Raw genomic sequence first — 19,312 nt, 5'->3', positions numbered from 1 at the left:
ACAGGCAAGGTACAAGGGGCTCTCGTAGTTTCTGTTTCTTATTCTGTGATTGAAACGGTTGCTTGTGCAATCTCTCGTGTACTTAAGTCAGCAAAGCGATGCAATGCATAGATCGTCATCTGGCTGTCTTTTGTCACACTGTTGGCTTGTTCTTGGTTCAAGTAGGCGGTAAAGGTACCATCCGCAAAACCGCTCACCCACAGGATCATGCCATCAATTTCAAGTCGACCAAAGTTGATGTCATCTCCTGTATAGGTTCCCGTAACGATTCGATCACCAAATGTGTAAGGGTTTGGCGTAATTGTGCCAACAAATTCTTTGTCGATAGTGACTACACTACGATCCAATTCGGTGTCTACCGGACGGCCACTAACAACCTCCCGATGGTAAGCAACCAATTCAACTGTTTCCGCATCGCGAATCAAGTCGCGGGTCGTTTGATTGACAAAGTAAGTAAACGTCTGGTTTGCGGTGTTAAAGGTGCCTCCCCATGAAATTGAACGTCCATCAACGATCAAGTTGGCGAAATTCACATCGCCTGTAAAGGTTCCAGTAATTTCACTCTCTGTCACTTTGAAGGCTGCTGGTTGAATCGTGCCTGCTGCTTTGACGATTTCTACCGGCTGCAACACCAGCTTATGATCAATCGTTTGTCCATCGACTGTTTCACGATGGTAGGTTTGCAATTCTACTTTCGTTGCCGTTCTGATCTGTTCTCTAAATTGTGCGTGAACAAAGAATTCAAAGCGGCCAGTTTCTTTATTGAATGTGCCACCCCAGTTCCCTACTGACTGTCCATCAATCACTAAGTTGGCAAAATTGATATCTCCCGTAAAGGTTCCCGTAATCATGGTATCGGTGTAACTGTATTGATCCGGTGTGATCGTCCCTTGAAGTTGATCAATCACTGTTACTTCTTTGGTTTCCAGCACTTCGATGGCTTCCGTGTTACCGTTAATTTGGCGGTTCAACGCTTGGATCTCAACTTTATCGCCCGCTTTGATTCCAAGATTCGCTACATAAAACGAGAAGGTGCCATCGGCATTGAAGGTACCACCCCATGCATTAGAAGGCGTGCCATTGATCACTAAACGTGCAAAATTGACATCACCCGTAAAGGTCCCTGTAATCATTGTTTCGCCAACACGGTATTGATCCGGTGTGATCGAACCAGCCAAATCTCTAGTTAATTCAACGGTTGTCCGATCAAGTACTTTGCCATATTGATCCAAGGCTTCGATTTCTACGACATCATCTACGGATTGGATGCGATTGCCGATAAAGAATTCAAACGAACCATCAGCAAAATTCCCACCACGAACGGATGATCCATTTACATACACACGGGCAGATACAACATCACCGGTATACGACCCTCTCAGGAACTGATCGGCCGAAGAAACATTGTAGCTTGCTGGTGTAATCGTGCCTTCAGTGTTTGCTGGATCAGTGACAACGATCGTTGAAGCAATATTTGATTGCAATCCATCGATGCTTGCTTGAGCAGTAATAATTGTTCCCGCTGCTTGTTGATCAATCTCTACTTCAAAATTGCCATCACTGTCAACAGTGGCATTTTTCGTTTCAGAATCGCCTATAGTAATTTCCACATGTGCATCTGGTTCAGCTGTTCCGCTAACGGTAGTGGATGTGGTTGTCACCTCATTCAATGTTGTTTCGGCGATCGTTGCTCGATCAACCATGGTTTCTGCAATATTTGATGAAATGCCATTTAAGGTTGCTTGGGCGGTAACTACCGTACCAGCTTGTTGTTTCTCAATCGTCAATGCATAGATGCCATCACTACCCACTCGTCCATTCGCAATGATCGTGTCACCGGCTTTGATCGTAATCTCAGCATTCGGCTCAGCCGTTCCCGTCACACTTGTGGAGTCAGTATTTAGCTCGGAAATCGTTGTTTCGGCAATCGTTTCTTTTTCACTATCCTCTACAACTGTTTCTGCAACCGATTGAATACCATTGGACGTTGCGGTAACAGTCACTTTTGTTCCAACTGCTAATGGTGCGTTCGGAATCGCAAATTGATAAGTTCCATCACTTGCAACGCGTCCCGTTAAACTTCCTTGTCCTTCAATAGTGACTGCTAAATCGGCATTTGGCTCAGCTCGCCCCGTAATGTGCGTTGAGCTTGTGGTTAAGTCGTCAATGGTCGTTTGTTGAATCGTTGCGGTATCCACAAAGTCACCAAAAGCGATTTTTCCGATTTGAGAACTATTGAATGTTGCGTTGAAGATTGAGTCATTGGATTCAATTCGCGAAGTAACTTGTTTGTTCGTATAAGTATTTAGTGAGAAAGAACCTTGTCTAAACTCTGGATAATTAAAGCTGGGCTCTCCTGAAAAATCAGCTGATCTTCTCCAAGTTTGCATTCCTGTCGATGAGTGGATCGTGTAGTTCGTTGTTCCTGGATAGGACCCAATTGCGGTTCCATTCGTATGATTGTTTTGGATTCGAACATTTGATCCTTCGTGGAAAGTGCTTGATTGTCCAACGTTTACCGTTGAATACGTGCTTCTTCCCACGACATCCAGTGTTCCCCCAGATAATACGGTCAAAGCACCTCGCAACCCCAATGCTTCTTGTGTTTTTTGCGTATTTGGCGCACTTGTGATCTTAAACGTTGCATTCGAATTAACTACTACGCTTGAGGCACTTCCTTCGATCAAGACTGCTTTTGCTGTATTTGAAGGATTGTTTTGAGTAACGTCTAATAAACTGCCTTCACCTAAATCAATTCGACCACCACTTGCAAGATAAATCGCACGAGCTGTTCCATTGTTATTTGCAACTACAGAAGCACCACTGCCGATATTCATTCGGACATTCGAAGTAGCCCAAATCAAGGAACCTGCATTTAATCGGTTTTCGCCAAAGAAATTAGCTGAAGAATTGCTAGCGGCTAAATAGAGTAAGCGCCCCGTTGCATGACTATTTTCATGAGTAACGTTTGTGAAGGAAACACTGGACGTTCTATTTTGATAGATCGTATTTGTTGCATGAGCCACGATTCTCACATTTCTGATACTTAATCCTTGATTTACCGTATTTCCATACAACCGAACATTATTCCCGAAGGTTAACGTATGACCATTACCTTCAATCGTTTTGGTCGTCCCTGTCCATGTCACACTACTGGTCATCGTGATGTTATTGGCTAAGCTGATTTGTGTAACCGTCGCATTGGCTAACGCTGTCCGTAATTCAGCATCAGATGTTACTTGGACACTTGCCCTTGTTGAACGGGTTTCAGCAGCGTCTTCTGATGATTCGTTAGAATTACTTTCTGAGGTTTCTTCATTTGGTGCATCCGCTTGTTCATCATTTTCTGCGACTTCATTATTTTCTGAAGAGTTCTCAGTAGAAACTTCTGTTTGAGCTTCTTCACTTTCAGTAGGAGAACCCTCTGTTTCCTGAACTGCTTGCTCATTGGTTGCTGTATGGTCATTTTCTGTGCTTTGAGTTGCTTCACTATCTGATAATAAATTTGGAGCTTCTATTCTCTCTTGTGTCACTCCTGAAGAATTATCAGTTTTTTCTGTCGCCATCGCATTTATTGGCAACGCCGATAAAGTTAAATGACTAATCAACAATAAACCTGTGACTTTTTTACTAAATTTGTTATTCATAAGTAACTCCTTTTTCTCTATTCTTTCTCTTGTACTTTAAAGATTCATTTCACGTTTTTATCAGTCACCCTTTCTTACTCCCTCGAAAAAAATCAGTTATAGCTCTTATCGGAACAACCTATTCGATACAAACTCTCTAAAAACCTAAATTAGAGCTATAAAATAATGCTTTTTTGACGAAATTTTATCGTTTTTAACGAGATTAAATTTACCATGGTTGATCATCAATCGATAAATCAAGATTTGCAAACCTGTATGAATAAATTGATTTTCATTTTCTTTTTAAATAAGGCATTTTAAAAGTTTGTGCAAAAAAAAGTGTTATAAAAAAAAGACGATTCCTTATCATTTAAAAAGGATCGTCCATTTTTGTTATTACCTGTAACCACTTGACTCAATACGATGGATACAAGGTTTCTGCCTACTAATTCTTAGTATTATCACAAACATTTTTAACAACAGTTCCTTTCAACAGAACGCTTCTTTTCTTCAAAAAAGGTCCCAAAAAAAGCAAAATAAAAGAAATTGTATGTAATTTTACACATCTTCTAAAAAAATTCATTTTTCTTTGGTATACTAAACATAGATCTGCATATCATTAGATTTACGTTGCCCGTTAGTGAAGTTTCAGGCAACGTTTCTTTATGGGGGATAGATAAAAATGGAAGAGAAAAAGATTTTTGAGAAGCGGTGGTTATTAGCTACCAGTGAACAACGAGAGAAATACCATGCCTTGATTGCCTCTTACCCTTCGATCGAATGGACATTCAAAGAAAAAAGCTACCTTTTATGGCTTTGTCAGTTAGATAGTGATACGTTCAAAACCTTTGAAGCAATTTTTGATAAACTAGTAAATGCCAACTAACTGTTTCAACGTAGGCTGTTCTTTCACCAAAATAACCCAATCTTTTGGTATTCAGGAACAGTGGGCCTATTTTCAGATAACTCCCTTTTTTATTAGATGAACGAATAAAAGCCGCAACCGTCGATCGCAACGGTTGCGGCTTTTCTCTTTGATTTATCCACACATGTCCTCGTCATGCTCTTTTTCAACACGTATATTAGGCTGTGGGAGCGTTTAACGCTTGCCCTAACTGAGGATCGATTTTTTCAATCACTCTTTGCCAATCTTGATAATCGGGGATTGCTTTGAGCAAAAGATAATCTGTCGATAAGATGAACTCTGATAAATATTCGCTATAATTTGTAACCACAAGATCAATGGCATTTCCCTTCAAATAATCGGTCGTCAATTCATTGATTTTTGGAAAAAATACCAGATGATCATTGCCGACATAACGCAAAAAGCGCGCACGAATCGTGTGACAGGCATAGAGATCGCCTTCTATTATCAATGCGATCCGTCTGACTTTTTGAGCATAGAGCTCCCTGATTGCTTCACTGTAAAGGGTCAGTGCCGCACAAATATCTACCAGATACTCCTGCTTGATCCCAAGAATCGCTTGGTGCTGCTTCATAAATGCCAGATTCCTTTGATAAGCGGCAGAACGATGCTTCTGCGCTTCATTTTTTACTTCTGTTAGCAAGTGATTTAAAACGGGCGCCAGTTGCTCATTGATTTTCTTTGACAGGAAAAAGGCGTGGATCATCGTCTTGACCCGTTGGGGCTCTTGAAAGGAAATGCCCCATTCTTGAACGAAGCGCTGACTCAGTTCTTCGAGTTCAGGATACAGTCCAAACGATGCAACGAATTGCTGCTCTTTTTCAGGCTCGGTCAAAGTCCGTTTCATCACGGTCACTAAATAAAGCCACATAATTTCTTGTTGCGGCAGTCTTACTCGGTATAGCGCTTCGATTTTAGGTGCTAAGTCATTCATTACGGCAAATGCCTCATGGGTTTCGATGATTTTTGCCAACGATTGAGGAATCTGAACCGTCTTTCCCAATTGGTAACGCTTGATCGCAATATACAAGCTATAATAAAAATCACTCGGAGAAACGCCTGTATTCACCAGCTCTGCGGGAATTTCTGAGAAGACATCACTGACTAGTGCAATCAGTTCTTTGGGGGGCAAGAGCGTATGAGGGGTGACATCTGATTCATAATAAAAATCTTTAAAGAACTTGCGAATATTGGCTTCGGAGCCACTCAAATTAACCGGTTGCAAGATCCACTCCACATGATACTTTCGCAACGTCACAGAAGCAGTATTCAAATAACGACGCATCGTACTTTCTGATACATACAAGCGCTGCGCCCACTCTTCAACCGAACAGAATTCACCGTGGAAAATGGCTTCCACGATTTGATACATTCCTTCTTCTGCAACAAGCTCCTTTTTTTGGGACAAGTATTTTTTCGGATTCGTTTCCCTAAAATGATAGCCATTGGCTACAAGCGAAAATTCGGCTGCCTCTTGTAGATAGGTTTTCAATTCTTTGATATCCGAGCTGATCGTCCGTTGGGTCACATCAAGTTTGTTTGCTAAACTTGCGATGGAACAAGTCCGTTCTCGCTCAAAAGTATTTAACATTTGAAGCCAGCGAACGGTCGTCTTATTTAGCATAAAATTTAACTGCAATTCTCTCATTTTCCCCTCCGTGTTTCTTCCTCACCGACTAGTGTCTTTACTATAGTACAATATTTAGGTGCATAAAAAAACCTTCCTATTTCCCAAATTCACATTAAGAAGCTTCTTGAATGTGTACTTAAGTGAACAAACAAGGTATTCTCTATGTAGACTTATTTTTGTGCAACTGGAGGAATTCGTATGACAAATATGGTTTATGGGTACGCACGTGTCTCCACAAGACAACAGGATCTCTCGCGTCAGTTAGATTTACTTGACCGGTATGAGTGCAATAAAATTTATACGGAAAAGATCAGTGGTGTTCGTGCGAATCGTCCTGAATTAAATAAATTAAAAAAACGAGTGAAAGAAAACGATAAAATCATCATTGAAAGTTTCTCGCGACTAGGAAGAAGTACCAAAGATCTCATTGATCTTGTCTACTTTTTTGAAAAAAAAGGAGTAAAGCTTATCAGTATTAAAGAAAATTTTGATACGCAAACCCCACAAGGGAAATTGATGATGACTGTTTTCCAAGCCTTTAGCCAATTCGAACGAGACATCATCGTCGAACGGACCAAAGAAGGCTTAGAATCCGCTCGTGCTAGAGGAAATATCGGTGGTCGCCCACGAATCGATCCTGGACTGATTCAACACGCATTGAACCTTTATCAAAAAGAAGGAAAAGCTGTTGTGGATATCTGTGCCCAAACAGGGTTAAAACGATCAACTTTTTATCGTTATCTTAGTCTGGAAAAAGAGGAGATCGTTTCATAAATACAAGTGCTGGCTAAACTTAGTACTCTCGGCTGCTCACTATATAAATAAACAGGACGAACATTGCTGATGTTTGTGATTGCTTTTTTGTTCTCTCTTAAAGCAATTCATCCAGCTTGTTCGTCCTGTATGTTTTATTCTTCTAGCTCTTTTGTCGATCCTATTGTTATTTTCTCCATGATTTCTTACGGTACAAGAGCACCAACCCGCCGATTAAGAATAGGATACCTGTAACACTTAGCAAAACACTGCTTGTTTCTCCTGTTTTTGGCAGTTGCTTAACAGTGGATTGTTTGCTTGCTTTGATCGGTGTTGTCTGTCCTGTTGCTGAGGGGTTGTCTGATTGTTCTGATGGACGTTTTTCGTTTTTCTCATCATCGTTTGTTTCTGACGTCTCTGTCTCAGGACGTGCCTTAATTGGTTCTTCTGTTATTGGATCAGACGCTTCAGTTTCAGGAAATTCAGTCCCAGGCGACTCACTTTCCGGGCGATTTTCTTCTGGTACTTCTGTTGGCGTTTCGTCAGGTGTTTCGCTGACTTTTGCTTGTATAGTAATCACGGCATGGGCAATCACTGCTCCGTAATGGTAGGAAACCGTGTATTGACCGACTATGTTGTTGTTCACTGTGCCATTGACTTCTACTTCTGAAAAGGCTACTTTTTTGCCATCACGATCGGTGGCAGAATCAAAGTTTGTTTCTGGCAACCATTCATCGCCTTGCTTGATCGTTGAATCGTGGACTTTTAGGGATGTTTCATCCGCTTTGACGGTGATAGTGGCTTTGCTTTCTACACCACGATAAATGTAAGTGACCTCGTACTCGCCTGCTTTCGTTGTGTCTGCTTTTCCTGTAACGGTGATATCTTCAAAATCAACAGGTTTACCATCCCGATCTGTTGCGCTATCGAAGTTGTCTTTGGCTGTCCAGTTTTCCCCTGTGTACAACTCGCTATCGTGGACTTTGACTGTAGTTTGATCGGCTTTGACGGTGATAAGGGCTTTGCTTTCTAAGTCATGATAGCTGTATATAACTTCATACTCGCCTACTTTCGTCGTATCGACAATCCCTGTGACAGTGATATCCCCAAAATCAACAGATGAACCGTCTCTATCTGTTGCATTATCGAAATTATCCTTAGCTGTCCAGTTATCCCCTGTGTACAACTCACTATCGTGGACTTTGACTGCCGTTTGGTTGGCTTTGACGGTGATAGTGGCTTTGCTTTCTACGCCGTGATAGCTGTAAGTGACCTCGTACTTTCCTGCTTGCGTTGTATCGACAGTCCCCGTGACAGTGATATCCCCAAAATCAACAGATGAACCATCTCTATCTGTTGCACTATCGAAATTATCCTTAGCTTTCCAGTTGTCCCCTGTGTACAACTCGCTGTCATGGGCAGTCACCTTGGTTTGGTCAGCTTTGACGGTGATCACAGCTTTTGATGCTACTCCATCATAACGATAAACTACCTCATAGGACCCCGTTTTTTTAGTATCTACGCTTCCTTCAACGTTCACATCCGCAAACGAAACTGGGTTGTTATCCCGATCTACGGCTTGATCAAAGTTATCTTCTGCGGCCCAGTCATCGCCGACGTATATCGAAGAATCATGAACCTTAATCGCAGTGAATCGTGGTTTTACGAGTATCGTTGCTTCTTTACTCACATGATTCAATTGATAACTGATTTTATACGTAGCGGCTTTGTTAGTATCTACTTGTCCGGAAACACGACCACCCTCAGCAATAAATTCCTCATAAGTCAAAGTTTTGCCTTCTTTTGAAATAGCTTGCTCAAAATTATCCGCCGCTGTCCATGTATCCTGTTCATAAATCGTGGTATCTTTCACGGTCAGATTGGTATAGTCAGTCGGTGCTTTTTGATAGACGTACGTCACCGTTACTTCGCCACGAGGAAGAACACCTTTTGCATTCGTTGGCAGTTGACTGGTATCAAGGATGTACCCCGGAATTTGTGGAATAAACGCACTTGTAGAGACATCATAAGGCTCATTGGTACTATCATTGATCGTTTGGGAAGGATAGATTTCCATACCAGTCTCATCCACATATTTAATGGTCAGATGGCTATTTGTAAAGCGAATATTATATGTTGCTGTAAACAAAAGGTTACCGTTAGCGTCGGTATATTCTAAAACCGCTGTTAAACCGTAATAGTTGATCGTAAAACCTGTGAAGCTTGTCCAAGATATATTTAATTGATTGGTACCAGTCACTTCACTTGTATACCATAGTCCCACTAGCATGTATACCTTATCCGTTTTGTAGACATAAAAATCTTCTGTCAGCTGCGGGTCTTGGTATAGTGTTTGGTGTGCGTATTTTTCCGGGATTGGCAAATCCAAAACCAGTGCTTTATACTTGATCGGATCATATTCTACAGTCAGATCGTAGTTGAAACTCTCGATACTCTTCGTTGATTCTGCAGCGAGAGGTTGACTATCCGTAGATTCTACATTGGTTTCAGCAGATGGGGCAGTAACTGAAATTTGAGTTTTTTCTGCAACATCAGCTGCGTTAGATTGATTTGTTTCTGAGTTTGAAGTGGTGGTCACCACTTCACTTTCGGTTGTTTCAGAAGATATGACGTCAGCATTTCCTTCTTGGGTATCTGTCTTTTCTCCTGTGTTCATGCTTCCTGATGAATCTGCCAGCAAGGGAACCGATGAGTCTATGAATGGTGTTTGCTGCTCTGTTTGTTGTGTTTCTGTTGCCTGAGCGATCGGCCATGTGCTTGGAAAGGTTGTCCCTAAAATCAGCATCCCTATTAAACCTCTCTTAATTATAACTACGCGTTTTTTCATTTTTACTTTTTCTCCTTTTTCTTTTTCCAAACTTTATTCACACTTACTTCCGTTCCAATCTGTCCAAATTTTGGTTGACTGCAACTGGCAGGGGTGTTTTCTATAAAATAACTTCCTTAAATGACTGTCCTTCGCAAAAATATGTGGGCGCCGCATCTTTAACATGAATTCCTTCAATTTTCAAGGGATAAGACTTCTTGAATGGCCCAGAGTATTATATAATTTACTTAAAACGAATGGTTTTTATATTCGATCGCTGATCGCTCCCACAGGGTCTTGAAAGAGGTGGTGACATCAATGTTAGAAAATTTATCCATCAACTTACATCGAGATAAGGCATTTTCTCGTCAAGTAAAAATTCTGCAAGTGCTAAATGCAGCACCCGCAGGGTATCACCCGCAAGAGTTGGCGACATTATTGGGACTTTCCTTGCCTACAGTCTCTAAAGAATTAAGTATTTTAAGCGACAGTTTGCCGAAAGATCTGGTCAAGATCAAACTTTCTGGATCCAACATCGTTTCGATTGAGTATGCACCAAATGCTTCAATCAATTCTGCCATTCAGCTTTTGGGCATGGAAACGTTGGAGTTTAAAATCATGTCTAGTATCATTGATAATAAAAAATACTCTATTCACCGAGCAACGATCGAATTTGGCTATTCCCGCAGTCATCTGTTGCGAACGATCAGTTATATGAACAAATCTTTACAAACCTATTCTGTGACCATCGCAACGAATCATCTTGATTTTATCGGTACCGAAGCCGATATTCGCTTTTGTCTGTTTGTCTTTTTCTCCGCTTATGGCGATAGCACGATCTTAGATAAAGACAGCCCTGCAGATGCGCGTCTTCTGGTCCAAAAAGCAAAAGAAGCCAACAAAAAAGATTTGCATTACAGTCATTATCGACTTGCCCTATGGCTAAGTATTGCCAAGCGTAGGTGGCGCTATTCTTACTTTTTGACATTGCCACCGTCTTTAGAACGCAATCTATTAGAGAAAGAACGCTTCGCTGTTTTCTCAAAAATATTAAACGAACATTATTTGAAAAAATATCGGATCATCCACTTGCCGCAACAAGAACTCCTTTGGATCTTCCTCAATGCTCTCCACTGCATTTCGTATAGTACGATGGATATTAATGGGGAAAGCGAGGCGGATTACATTTTTCACCATACAGAGAAACCAGAAATTCTCGCAGAAGTTGCTGCCTTTTTAAAGAAACCTGGAATAGCTATCCTTCCTGCAGCATCACACAAAATCATCGCATATCTCGTAAATCTCCGCTTGTTAACGATGATTTCTGCGAATTACGAATTTGCCGATCCCCAGATCAAAACCTTTGTTGAAGCGACATTCAAGACGGACTACCTTGCTTGGAATAAATGGTTGAAACAATTTAATGAACAAAGTCGTTTCTTTTCGTTTACTCACTTAGAGCATGTCGCAGTTACGTTGACCTTGTTAAGCGAACTTTCTTCTAGCAATCAGCTGAAAAAACATCTCAAAGTGGCCTTTGCTTTTCAAGGTGGTGCAGGATTAGATGCCTTTTTAGCCGCATCAACAGAGCTATTCAAAAATGACCATACAGAAATCAGTTATTTTTTTGAAGTGGCTCCTGATGAACAAGAATTGTTCCATCGAGAAATTGATTTGATCGTTAGCAATTTTGACTTGCATCTGAAAAACAACCCCAAATTTCAGCAACTACGAATTTCCAATGTTCCTACCCTTTCGGACTGGACGATCATCCACAAAACGATTGAACAGCTGATTCAGCCAAGAATCACACCGATTCATTGACCTAAGGAAACTGTCGGCCTTCTTGAAGGAAGCGCCGTCAGTTTTTTCATTGCATGGTTTGCTATTTTAGTCCTTTCCTAAGTATCCATTTTTCTTTTCTCTTAGCGTGTCTATTTTTTTCACATCCGAAAAAAATCAGACCTTTTTTCAAGATTCCTCTCCTAACAAACGCTTTTCTTTTCAAGCGCAGCGTAAAAATTCATTGTCTTGTTTTCGTGTGCTGCTCGTAATCCCTGAAAAGTTGGGATGTTTGGTGTATTTTTTATGATAGAAATTTTAGCAGCTACTCTTAGCCCCAAATGTGAAAAGCGTTATTTTAAAAGCAAAGAAACATACGATCAAAACAGACTGCATGTTTTAAATAACTTTTGTATCTATTTTTTTTATTTACTAGAAAAAAAAGAAATCTTCTCCCCGCTCCTTTTTTGTATAATAGGTAAAAAGAGAGGGGGACCAATGTGGATTTTATCAAAGAGCTGCACTCCTTTAAAACGATCGTTGAAGAAGGTACGTTTACGAAAGCTGCTGCTAAATTAAACTATGCCCAATCGACGGTTACGAACCATATCAAAAAGTTAGAAGAAGAGTTAGAAGTAGCGTTATTTTTGGAAGGAAAAAGCAATGTACTCACGTTGGAAGGTGAATTGTTGAAACAGGCGGTTCCTGGTCTGATCGCTCAGTGGGAGGAGGTCAAAGAACAGTTGCTCAATGCTTCGAACACAGTCGAATATTCTTTACGGATGGGCATCGTCCCCCCTTATGACATGTTGATTTTACCGGAGCTTCTCCATGTATTTTCCCACCAATACCCAAAAATAAAATTCGAGATCATGGTGGGATCCACGCTGGCATTAGCCGATGCATTAAAAGAAAATCGTATTGATTTTGCGTTATGCTCACTTCCTCACGAAGATTCCTTTGTCTATGAAGAACTTTTACAAGAAGAAATCTGCTGCATCACTTCGATCACGAACCCATTGATCATTAAGGAATTAGCCGACCTTACAGGAATCCATCTATACAGTTCCGGCGGTGACTGTCCTGCACTTAGAAATATCGAGGGCTACCTTGACCAGTGTGTACCTTCGCTCCAATGGGAATATGTCAGCAGCAGCACGACGATTCCTTATTTGATTGAACAAACAGGCTTCTGCGGTCTAGTCCCGCGTTCGATCATTGATCAAACATGCGCTCAAGTAAAAATTTTATCACTGCCTTTACCGAATCTCCGCATGACGATTGGCTTACTGTCAAAGCAACCATTGACACTTTTCCCGAATATTACAAAAAGTTTGTCTTTGAGTTAAAAATGCGCTTACTGTCATTGTTATAAAACCAGTTTGATCAAGATCGATTTTTATGCAGTTATTCTTCAAAAAAAAATGATAGTATTTATTCTAGCAGCAAAGAAGCAGCGTGAAAACAAATAGCCGCACAACCTCTTTCTGTTCTACAGACGTTGTGCAGCATAGCTTTTCATTTCGCTTATTATTATTCAATCAGATGATTACCTCTTGTTTCGCCACTCACTTTTTGTTATCATTTTACTTTTTTTATGCAAACTGGTACGATTATTCATGCTATCCGCAGGAGATAAAAAAGCCACTGTTGTTCTTTACATTTCAGAATTTTTTACCGATTATAAAAAATAGAAACGTTCTTTCATCCTTTCCAATGTATACTCTACTTTGGAAAAGAACAATCACCAAAAAAGGCTGGACTTGAAAACCGTTCGATCATGTTTTTAGTAGCAGGCAGTTATTGCTCAAGGAGCCTATTTTTGCAATTGTCAGAAAAAATAGACGATGAGAAAAGGAGGAAAAACTATGTTTATCATTGAAGCGATCTTCAGCTTTCTAAGAGACACATTAGGTGTGATCCTGGCCATTCTCTTAGGGACGCTTTGTTTGTCGATGGTGATCAATCTGATCGTTATCGTTGTAAAAAACACCTATTCAAAATTTAAAAAGAATTATTAACGAATCGCTGTCTTCTAATAGATAGCTTTTTTAGATAGTTTTTTCAACCTCTCAGGTCTCTTTTTTGCCTTTATAGTATCTTTTTTCAAACTCAATCCAAGATTTGCTGAATTCATGGTTGGAAAAGGCACTTTTTAAGCCTGAGCGCTGCTTAAAGCGAAAGACCTCTTCGCGGTCCATCCCCAATTCCTTGGCAATTCGTTCATCCGACCACTCGTTAGCGACCAACTGCTGCACGATGTTTCCCATCTTCTCGATGCCATGGGTACCACGTGCTCGATTGTGGCGAATCGTTGAAGCGATGCGATTCTCAAAAGGCTTATCGATCACTGTGACCGGAACGCTTGGCAATTCTAAGCGATCTTTTGCTACGACATACCGATGAAACCCATCGATCAAAATATACTTGTCCTGCTCCTTATCGTGGTAACAAACCAGTGGCTGCGTAAAGCCATCTTCCCGAATCGACAGTTCCAGCAAATCCATCTCTGGAGCAGCCACGGTGTTGGGATTATACGTATTCGCGTGAATCTTGCTGACTGGGATCAGCTTCGCCGCTAACACTGGAAAATCGATATCGCTCATGAGGTACTACACTCCTTTTTAGAAATGAATAATTTTTTGTTTGTCGATAGACCGCAAACCCTTTTGACTCCAAAAGTGCAATTTCACTAGGCTGGTTACTAGAAGCGAGAATCTCTGCTTCTGGGTAGTTGCGGCTGATATCCACCAACATTTTCCGTAAAAGAAACTTTTTAAATTGAGCAGTTGGATCTTTTTCATAAAATTCCCCTAGCTCCACTTTATTGACGCCTTTTTCATAATAAGAAAAAGCGGTCACCCGTTTTTCGTCATCAAGAATCACATACCAGTAGCAGTTCTCATCATTGACTAAGTACGGAAATTGCTGCTGATACACCCGTTCCGCAAAAAATGCCCCCATCAATTGATAGAATTGGCTTTTCTTATACGGTGGAAAAAATAAAACCAATCGTTCGTTCACAAAACCCTTCCTCTCTAGGGACACATTCGTCCATCGTTAGGTGATTTTTTTCGTTAAATACTCATATTTGGCATTCAATTTTTTTAACTGATACTTGGGTAAATGCTCGATTCCCAACGCCGCCCCAAAATCGACCGCCAACTCATACAATTCCGTCTCATCTTTTTTCGTCAGACTGTATTGTCGCGTGCTCAAAGAAAAATCATTTTTTTCTAACGCACGAGCGATCCCTTTCCAGTCATGCCAGAGTACTTCGTTTTTCAGCCACTCCTTACGTTTGGTCACATCGGGAATGTCTTCCACTTCGATCCCGTGCTTTTCTCGATAATGATCAATCAAGATTGTGATTTTGCGGTAATAATGGTCCTGTAATTTCTTTGAATAAAGTCCAATTGATTCCAGTAAAAAGACCGCATACTCTTGCCAAGTCATATGACTTGGCTTTCTCGTATTGTAATGCGCCAATAATCCCGTCTGGGCATACAATCGACCAAAATTGGCTCCTGACACGCGGTTGACGACGCGTTCCCACGTTTCCGGTTCCACCAGAGCATATTGGTATAAGCCTTTTCGTTGTTGCATACCATAAGGCTGACAGATTCGCATTTGATGAATCGGAACGCCATGATCATATAATTTTTCATAAAAGCCATTGATCGGCCAGTCAAAATGGGCATAGGCGCCCCAGACATCTTCTGTCTTCCAATCATAGATGGGGTAAAAATTGACGACCATGGAATCTGCTACTTGCCGTTTGATCCAGCATTGCTTCCGAAAGTTATACTTTGGCGAAGTTATCGACCGATATCGGTATAGACTTTCCTGTGTTCTGATGCCAACGCCACAAGCAACGGGTTCACACTGATGATAGTTTGCGTACCAGTGAGCAAAGTTTCGTAAGAACTTATCTGGATTCATATTTGCACTCTGATAGATTTCCATCAATGATTCATCTAAATCAGCAAGTGAAATTGCATCTTTTGGCATCATCTGTACCCACTTCTCACGTTCTTGTTCATCCCACATCAGCCATTGTGGCTGAAATACGCTAGTGTTGTTGTCCTCGTAAAAGGGCAAACAGAAGTGAAAGGTTTGATTGATAGTTGGTAACGCTTTGATTTTTTCCATGAACGTTCTCGTAGCATCATAATTTGCCTCGATATCTAAAATCAGCAGATCAAAAGTTTTCTTTTTTTGTCGGGCGACTTGGTCAGCCAACTGAATCATGGCACCGCTATCTTTTCCACCACTGAAAGAGAAATAAACATGGGGAAAGGTATCAAAAATATATTCCAGGCGCGTCATCGCCGCTTCCAGCACATTATCCTTACAATATTTCTTCATAAAAGCTCATGTCCTCATTTTATTTGTCCTTTTTTTGAATAAGTATTACATTCTAGTATAAAGTTTCACTTAGCTTCTTACAAGGACTTAAGGGAGATTTTGTATTCGATACATGCAAATAATTGTTAGCTATCATTGCAATGTGTTCCCCATTGCTCACTACTATTCCTAGTAATCAAGAAAAATAGTAGAAAAATTCCTTCTGAAACAAGTTTTATTGCTTTTCTTGATTCATTCAGCCAAAAGGGTTTGAAGGACTTTTTCAATACGCTTCACTTGTTTTTCATTGAAGTGGGACAGCCATTCTTGATCCGCAAGTAAACGCTGAATCTCTTGCTGAAGGTCTTTGTATCGACTGGCTTCCTGGATGTTTTCAGTCATTTTCAAGAAATTACTAATTTTTTCTCCTTTAGGCAGCAGTACATACTCTTGCTTGATCCCTTCAAACTTGTCTTCATGATCAATCACCAAAAGTTGAGTGATCAAATCATGAGCGATCCACCGATGATAGGAGTTTTTATGGGTATGCAATGCCCAGATCCGTTCCCATTCATCATAAATCAGCTCAGGGTTTTTAACGGCTACTTCTTTAATGATCAAATAACTATTAAAATACTCATTGATATGATTTTGACCATCAACGATATTCTCCACTAGCCTCTCTCTTACCTTTCGATCATCGATCGCCGTTTGCACAAACGGTTGGGGATCAAAGGATGTTGTCTGGAAATGACCTGCGATTTCTGGGTAGTCCATGCTTTCACCTTCTTTAAAAATTATAAGATTATTTTACAGGTTTGAACCTCTAAGTTTATTTTAACAGAATCTATGTGCGAAAAAAGTGGCTTTTATATTCCCCTTCTTTTATCAATCATCCATTCTGATAATGTAGGTAGACTAACGCCACTTTGAATATCATACTTTTTGGAAAACCCAATTTAAAATTGAAAACAGCTGGAAAGAATCCTTTCGATCCTTTATCCACTAACACTGCTATCTATTGATTTCTTCCGTTCGTCTATTGAGCGCTAGGAAAAGTGCAAGCTTCCTTTTATATCCTTTTCTGAAAGGAGCCCTTCACAAGAGAACCTGCTGGCAACTACTTTCTCGTTAAATTCCCAATGTCACTGACACAAAAAAGGAAGTCCCGCGTTCGGGACTTCCTAACGTTCTTTTCTCTTCAAATACTATTTCACGCATAGCTGCGAGATGCTGGATCACGCGTCCTTTCTCCGAATACCTCGGTCGGTAGGCATTTTGATCCATTGTTCTGGTGGACGCTTTCTGATTTTTTTTGGTGCAAACATCAGTTGAATAGTTCTTTTGACAAAGTTATTTCGGTATACGTTTTCCATAACTTCCACGCCCTTTTCAATTGATTTAGGAAGCGGTGACGTCGATCCTTCTTCCTATTTTTATTATAAGCCCCAATCCGGTACAAAACAAACAATTCAGCTGCTGTTTTCTCCCATTCGTTTAGATGAAATCTGTGGTTGCTGCTAAAAAAAGAGGCACATATTCTTGAATAAAGTTCAATAAGCCACCGCATATTTATTGAAAAAAATAATGAAAAATTGCAGAAAAAGATCGAAACTACTCGAGACAAACGCCAAAGGGCTGTGTTTTTGAATGAAAAATCGTTTCACTTTACTTTTTCTTAAATTTTAATTATTATTCTTTTGAAATAAGAATAATGAAGGAGATAAAAACATGGAAAAATACCAAGTGTTCCCTGGTCAAAACTATCAGGCAAATGTTATTGGCTTTACCGGTTTACAAGAAGTTAGTGTGATTCATGTTTACGAGAATACTGCAACTGTTCTAATCAAAGAAACAGCTGAAACAGGTGTTGCTAAGCTATGTAATTTTCTAGTTGGTGCCACACAATTAGTTAGTTGATCCTCTTTTATTAACCAAAACATGAGGAGCCATTTGCCATCCAACATGTTGTAGGAAAACGATTTGAAAGTAGTCCTTTGTGAGCTTGCTCTTTTCCTATTCATCAATTACAGCAGTATTTTTATTTATCTACTCAATATCTCTCTACTTTATATATAAATAGTGTTAGAATGAACAAAAGGAAACGTATCAGGCTTCCCCCAAGAGAATCTTCCCCAAGTACTCTTGTCTGATACGTTTCCTATTTTTGTGGCGAAAAAGCCACAGACCAATGGTAGCCCTTTACTCTGTGAAAAGCAAGCATTCAAAATTGATTTTTTCTTTATTTTTTTATTTTATCTCCTCAAATTCCCTTTAAAAATCAGGCAAAAACACACCTCTCGTAATAAGGTGTGTTCTTTTTTTGACAATGATTATTCACGAATAATAAGTTCATAAGGCAGAATGATCTGTTCTTGTTTTCTTTCTTGAAACAAGCGAAAGGCTTCTTTGCCGCACTGATTCAGATGAAACTCAACGGAAGAAAAATGCAGCATTTGACTGATAAGCAGGTTTTCTTGTCCAATCACGATGGGTGCTGTCCCGTGGGAGTATTGATTCAAAATCATTGCTGCGATTTCGTCTCCATTTGTGATCACCCCATCGATTCCTCGTTCTTTAAAAAAGGCTGCTGCGGAAATCCCGTCTTGTGCTTTGATACAATCCCAATAAATATCGGCTTCCGAAAAAGCAGGAAACAGCTCCTTGGCTTTTGCGATGGTATTGACTGAATTGCAGCTAAGACGTTTGCTGCGCCCGAGCGTCAGTCCCAAACGTTTTACGCCTTGTTCTTTTAAATAATTGATACTAGCTGTCACAGAGCCGACCAAGTCGATCGCAACGAAAGGAACAGCAGTACCGGTCGAATTTTCACAAAAAACGATCGGTCCTTTTTCCATGTAGGGATAAAACGTCTCGATATGATTTGCGCGGGTAATGACGATCAATCCGTCAAACCCTTTTGCAGCGAATTCTTCTAGATATTCTAGTTCCAATTTCCGATCAAAATTGGTCGGCAATAACGTCACTTTGTATTTTTTAGCAAAGGCTTCTTCCATAATGCCATTTAGAATCCCATCAAAAAAGGCGTGATTGACAAACGGCACGATGACCCCAATATTATAGGTTTTCCCCGAGCTAAGCTTTTGGGCGATCTTATTCGGTTTGTAATCCAGTTCTTCCATCACCGCCAAAATCGCTGCTCGCTTTTGCTCATCGACATAAGGATGGCCATTGATCACACGAGAGACTGTCGTGATCGAAAAACCAGTGATTTTTGCTATATCGCGTATCGTTGCCATTTCCTTCATTCCTATCTGTTTGTTTTACGATTGACCTAAGTCTACCATAGAAAATTTACTGATTCACTTTCGACAAATTTTCTGAAAAGGTCCCTTGGTTGATTGTACGGTATGAAACGAGTTTCATAGCAAGACTTAGACTCCTTGAAAATAAAAGAAATT

General features: G+C 40.3%; 14 protein-coding genes. 6 read left to right on the top strand and 8 right to left on the bottom strand.

Annotated elements, in window-relative coordinates; all coding sequences use genetic code 11:
* Nucleotides 1-38: 38 nt before the first annotated feature.
* Nucleotides 39-3,647 (bottom strand): immunoglobulin-like domain-containing protein, encoded by a 3,609-nt coding sequence (locus CXM95_RS03045; RefSeq protein WP_086299114.1) that lies wholly within the window; start codon nt 3,645-3,647, stop codon nt 39-41.
* Nucleotides 3,648-4,308: 661 nt separating this feature from the next.
* Here CXM95_RS03045 and CXM95_RS03040 point away from each other — a divergent pair.
* Nucleotides 4,309-4,512 (top strand): hypothetical protein, encoded by a 204-nt coding sequence (locus CXM95_RS03040; protein WP_005232004.1) that lies wholly within the window; start codon nt 4,309-4,311, stop codon nt 4,510-4,512.
* A 196-nt stretch (nt 4,513-4,708) separates the two neighbouring features.
* Here the strand turns inward: CXM95_RS03040 and CXM95_RS03035 are convergent, their stop codons facing one another.
* The gene (locus tag CXM95_RS03035; protein ID WP_086299113.1) at nt 4,709-6,199 is read right to left on the bottom strand and encodes a helix-turn-helix domain-containing protein; all 1,491 of its coding nucleotides are present in this window, start codon (nt 6,197-6,199) and stop codon (nt 4,709-4,711) included.
* 180 nt (nt 6,200-6,379) lie between these two features.
* Here CXM95_RS03035 and CXM95_RS03030 point away from each other — a divergent pair, with 180 nt between their 5' ends.
* Entirely contained in the window at nt 6,380-6,955 is a 576-nt protein-coding gene (locus tag CXM95_RS03030; protein WP_005232006.1) for a recombinase family protein, read from the top strand.
* A gap of 166 nt (nt 6,956-7,121) precedes the next feature.
* Here the strand turns inward: CXM95_RS03030 and CXM95_RS03025 are convergent, their stop codons facing one another.
* Nucleotides 7,122-9,782, bottom strand: coding sequence for a bacterial Ig-like domain-containing protein (locus CXM95_RS03025; RefSeq protein ID WP_086299112.1), 2,661 nt, complete (start codon nt 9,780-9,782; stop codon nt 7,122-7,124).
* Nucleotides 9,783-10,079: 297 nt separating this feature from the next.
* Here CXM95_RS03025 and CXM95_RS03020 point away from each other — a divergent pair, with 297 nt between their 5' ends.
* From CXM95_RS03020 to CXM95_RS18795, 3 genes are all read left to right on the top strand, one after another.
* The gene (locus tag CXM95_RS03020; protein WP_061053757.1) at nt 10,080-11,585 is read left to right on the top strand and encodes a helix-turn-helix domain-containing protein; all 1,506 of its coding nucleotides are present in this window, start codon (nt 10,080-10,082) and stop codon (nt 11,583-11,585) included.
* Between the two features lie 458 nt (nt 11,586-12,043).
* On the top strand, nt 12,044-12,892 hold the full coding sequence (locus tag CXM95_RS03015) for a LysR family transcriptional regulator (RefSeq protein ID WP_233499081.1): 849 nt from the start codon (nt 12,044-12,046) through the stop codon (nt 12,890-12,892).
* A gap of 519 nt (nt 12,893-13,411) precedes the next feature.
* A complete protein-coding gene (locus tag CXM95_RS18795) occupies nt 13,412-13,564 on the top strand; it encodes a hypothetical protein (RefSeq protein ID WP_008377957.1) in 153 nt (50 codons plus the stop codon).
* Between the two features lie 51 nt (nt 13,565-13,615).
* Here the strand turns inward: CXM95_RS18795 and CXM95_RS03010 are convergent, their stop codons facing one another.
* From CXM95_RS03010 to CXM95_RS02995, 4 genes are all read right to left on the bottom strand, one after another.
* On the bottom strand, nt 13,616-14,149 hold the full coding sequence (locus CXM95_RS03010) for an IbrB-like domain-containing protein (protein WP_005232014.1): 534 nt from the start codon (nt 14,147-14,149) through the stop codon (nt 13,616-13,618).
* The gene (locus CXM95_RS03005) at nt 14,076-14,567 is read right to left on the bottom strand and encodes a hypothetical protein (protein ID WP_050790962.1); all 492 of its coding nucleotides are present in this window, start codon (nt 14,565-14,567) and stop codon (nt 14,076-14,078) included. Before CXM95_RS03005 ends, CXM95_RS03010 begins: the two co-directional genes overlap by 74 nt.
* A gap of 36 nt (nt 14,568-14,603) precedes the next feature.
* Nucleotides 14,604-15,911, bottom strand: coding sequence for a DUF3440 domain-containing protein (locus CXM95_RS03000; RefSeq protein ID WP_008377955.1), 1,308 nt, complete (start codon nt 15,909-15,911; stop codon nt 14,604-14,606).
* A 231-nt stretch (nt 15,912-16,142) separates the two neighbouring features.
* On the bottom strand, nt 16,143-16,667 hold the full coding sequence (locus CXM95_RS02995) for a hypothetical protein (protein ID WP_016619925.1): 525 nt from the start codon (nt 16,665-16,667) through the stop codon (nt 16,143-16,145).
* Nucleotides 16,668-17,621: 954 nt separating this feature from the next.
* Between CXM95_RS02995 and CXM95_RS02985 the strand changes: the two genes are divergently transcribed.
* Entirely contained in the window at nt 17,622-17,810 is a 189-nt protein-coding gene (locus CXM95_RS02985) for a hypothetical protein (protein WP_005227564.1), read from the top strand.
* A gap of 413 nt (nt 17,811-18,223) precedes the next feature.
* On the opposite strand, the gene CXM95_RS02980 is transcribed toward CXM95_RS02985, so the two are convergent.
* Nucleotides 18,224-19,150, bottom strand: coding sequence for a LacI family DNA-binding transcriptional regulator (locus tag CXM95_RS02980; RefSeq protein ID WP_008377949.1), 927 nt, complete (start codon nt 19,148-19,150; stop codon nt 18,224-18,226).
* Nucleotides 19,151-19,312: the final 162 nt, after the last annotated feature.

Origin of the sequence: Enterococcus sp. CR-Ec1 (assembly GCF_002850555.1) — a bacterium.
In the GTDB taxonomy this organism is placed as follows: domain Bacteria; phylum Bacillota; class Bacilli; order Lactobacillales; family Enterococcaceae; genus Enterococcus_D; species Enterococcus_D entomosocium.
The sequence above is the reverse complement of the archived record's forward strand: the minus strand, read 5'-3'. Positions and strand labels throughout refer to the sequence as shown.

Excerpts from the sequence above, each read along its gene's own strand:
- CXM95_RS03030 (WP_005232006.1), top strand. The coding sequence starts at position 6,380 with ATGACAAATATGGTTTATGGGTACGCACGTGTCTCCACAAGACAACAG.
- CXM95_RS02980 (WP_008377949.1), bottom strand. The coding sequence starts at position 19,150 with ATGGCAACGATACGCGATATAGCAAAAATCACTGGTTTTTCGATCACG.
- CXM95_RS03000 (WP_008377955.1), bottom strand. The coding sequence starts at position 15,911 with ATGAAGAAATATTGTAAGGATAATGTGCTGGAAGCGGCGATGACGCGC.
- CXM95_RS03025 (WP_086299112.1), bottom strand. The coding sequence starts at position 9,782 with ATGAAAAAACGCGTAGTTATAATTAAGAGAGGTTTAATAGGGATGCTG.
- CXM95_RS03010 (WP_005232014.1), bottom strand. The coding sequence starts at position 14,149 with ATGAGCGATATCGATTTTCCAGTGTTAGCGGCGAAGCTGATCCCAGTC.
- CXM95_RS02985 (WP_005227564.1), top strand. The coding sequence starts at position 17,622 with ATGGAAAAATACCAAGTGTTCCCTGGTCAAAACTATCAGGCAAATGTT.
- CXM95_RS02995 (WP_016619925.1), bottom strand. The coding sequence starts at position 16,667 with ATGGACTACCCAGAAATCGCAGGTCATTTCCAGACAACATCCTTTGAT.
- CXM95_RS03020 (WP_061053757.1), top strand. The coding sequence starts at position 10,080 with ATGTTAGAAAATTTATCCATCAACTTACATCGAGATAAGGCATTTTCT.
- CXM95_RS03045 (WP_086299114.1), bottom strand. The coding sequence starts at position 3,647 with ATGAATAACAAATTTAGTAAAAAAGTCACAGGTTTATTGTTGATTAGT.
- CXM95_RS18795 (WP_008377957.1), top strand. The coding sequence starts at position 13,412 with ATGTTTATCATTGAAGCGATCTTCAGCTTTCTAAGAGACACATTAGGT.
- CXM95_RS03040 (WP_005232004.1), top strand. The coding sequence starts at position 4,309 with ATGGAAGAGAAAAAGATTTTTGAGAAGCGGTGGTTATTAGCTACCAGT.
- CXM95_RS03035 (WP_086299113.1), bottom strand. The coding sequence starts at position 6,199 with ATGAGAGAATTGCAGTTAAATTTTATGCTAAATAAGACGACCGTTCGC.